The 1879-nt window shown below is 70.6% G+C and carries 3 protein-coding genes; 2 read left to right on the top strand and 1 reads right to left on the bottom strand.

Annotation, left to right across the window (positions count from 1 at the left end; genetic code table 11):
• The coding region (locus tag AC27VN_RS40260; protein WP_490880328.1) for a DUF6134 family protein at positions 1 to 189 on the top strand (189 nt) is incomplete at its 5' end.
• Here AC27VN_RS40260 and AC27VN_RS40265 read toward each other — a convergent pair.
• Complete coding sequence (locus tag AC27VN_RS40265) at positions 170 to 1516, bottom strand: amidohydrolase (protein ID WP_490880329.1); 1347 nt, start codon at positions 1514 to 1516, stop codon at positions 170 to 172. The two genes, AC27VN_RS40260 and AC27VN_RS40265, sit on opposite strands and share 20 nt — an antisense overlap.
• A 145-nt stretch (positions 1517 to 1661) precedes the next feature.
• On the opposite strand from AC27VN_RS40265, the gene AC27VN_RS40270 reads away from it, so the two are divergent.
• Positions 1662 to 1879 (top strand): LysR family transcriptional regulator (locus AC27VN_RS40270; protein ID WP_490880330.1); only part of this gene is annotated, 218 nt, incomplete at its 3' end.

Consider the following 1879-nt stretch of genomic DNA (forward strand, 5'->3'; position numbering starts at 1 on the left):
CCGGTGCGCATCGCCGCGCTCGACGAGGGCCGCGTCGAGGTGCGCGGCCGCGGCGTGGCGGCCCGGCGCTGGCGCGTCAGCGGGCCCGAGCAGCCGATCGACCTCTGGTATGCCGTGGCCGACGGCGAATGGCTGGGCCTCGATGCCCAGGTGCGCGGCGGCAAGAAGCTCAGCTACCGGCTGAAGTAGGCTTCGCGGCCAGCGCGCTCAGCACGGCGGCCGTCATCGCCTGCACGCCCGTCGTGATCGAGGGCTCGGGCACCGGCGCGAAGAAGGGCGAATGGTTGAAGGGCAGGGGCTTGCCGCCTTCCTTCTGCGACTCGGCGACCTCCTTCGGATCGTTCACGCCGATGAAGAAGAAGAAGGTGGGCACGCCCTCCACCGCGAACTCCGAGAAGTCCTCGCTGGCGGTGATCGGCGGCACCTGCACCACCTTCGCGTCGCCGAGCTGCGCCTTGAGCGCGGCCACGGTGCGCTGCGCCAGCGCCTGGTCGTTGATCACCGCGCCGTTGCCGCGCGCCGGGTCGAGGCCGATGGCGGGTTCGGGCGCGCCCGCCATCGCGGCCGAGGCCAGCGCGGTGCGGCGCACGCCGTCGATCAGCTGCTTGCGCACCTGCGGCTTGTAGCTGCGGATGGTGCCGCGCAGCAGCGCCGAGTCGGGAATGATGTTGCCGGCGGTGCCGGCCTGGATCGCGCCCACCGTCACCACGCCGAACTCGGCCGGGTCCTTCTCGCGGCTCACCACGGTCTGCACGTCGGTCACGAAATGGGCCGCCTGCACGATCGGGTCGATCGCACGGTGCGGTGCCGAGCCATGGCCGCCGCGGCCCTTGAAGTCGATCTCGAAGCCATCGGAGGCCGAGGTAATCGGCCCCGCGCGGTAGCCGACGTAGCCGTAGGGCGAGGCCGAGGTGTGCAGCGCGAAGGCCGCATCGGGCTTGGGGAAGCGCTTGTAGAGCCCGTCGGCCAGCATGCCCTTGGCGCCGCCGCTGGCCTCCTCGGCCGGCTGCGCGACGAACACCAGCGTGCCCTGCCACTGGTCCTTGAGCGCGAGCAGCGTGCGCGCGGTGCCGACCCAGCTTGCCATGTGCACGTCGTGGCCGCAGCTGTGGGCGACGAAGGTCTCGCGGCCCTGCCAGGTGGCCTTGGCCTGGCTCGCGTAGGGCAGGCCGGTCTTCTCCTGCATCGGCAGCGCATCGAGCTCGGTGCGCACCAGCACCGTGGGACCGGCGCCGTTGCGCAGGACCGCGACCACGCCGGTGCGGCCCACGTGCTCGGTCACCTCGAAGCCGAGGGCGCGCATCTGCTCGGCCAGCTTGCCGGCCGTGCGCACCTCCTGGAAACCGAGTTCGGGATGGGCGTGGATGTCCTTGTAGAGCGTGTCGAGCTGCGGATAGGCCTCGCGCGCGAGCGACTCGATGCGCTGGGCGTTGGGGGCGGCGCCTTGTGCCATGGCGGCGGGCACGGCGGCGCAGGCGAGGCAGGCGGCGAGGGAAAGCTGGCGAAGGGAATGCATGAAGGGACCTGTCTCCTGGGGTGATGTGTCTTTGCTTGTTCTGAAAAGGGACCGGCCGCGAATCTAGGCAATGGCTTGCCAGGCGTCCAATGCATTGTTCTATCCACAGCCATAATTCCAATGCATGAACAGGCCCCTCCATGCCATGACCTTCGTGCAGCTGCGCCACTTCCTCTCGGTGGCCGAGACGGGCTCCTTCACGCGCTCGGCCAAGGCGCTGTCGATCACGCAGCCCGCGCTGAGCCGCAGCATCCATGCGCTCGAGGAGGTGCTCGGCCGCGCGCTGTTCGACCGCGTGGGCCGGCGCAGCGAGCTCTCGCATTTCGGGCGCGAGATGCTCGAGCGCGCGCGCCACCTGGTCGG

This window comes from Variovorax sp. 20P10.2.4 (genome assembly GCF_058244205.1).

Bases quoted from the DNA above. Each gene is read 5' to 3' on its own strand.
- AC27VN_RS40265 (WP_490880329.1), bottom strand. From the start codon at position 1,516: ATGCATTCCCTTCGCCAGCTTTCCCTCGCCGCCTGCCTCGCCTGCGCC.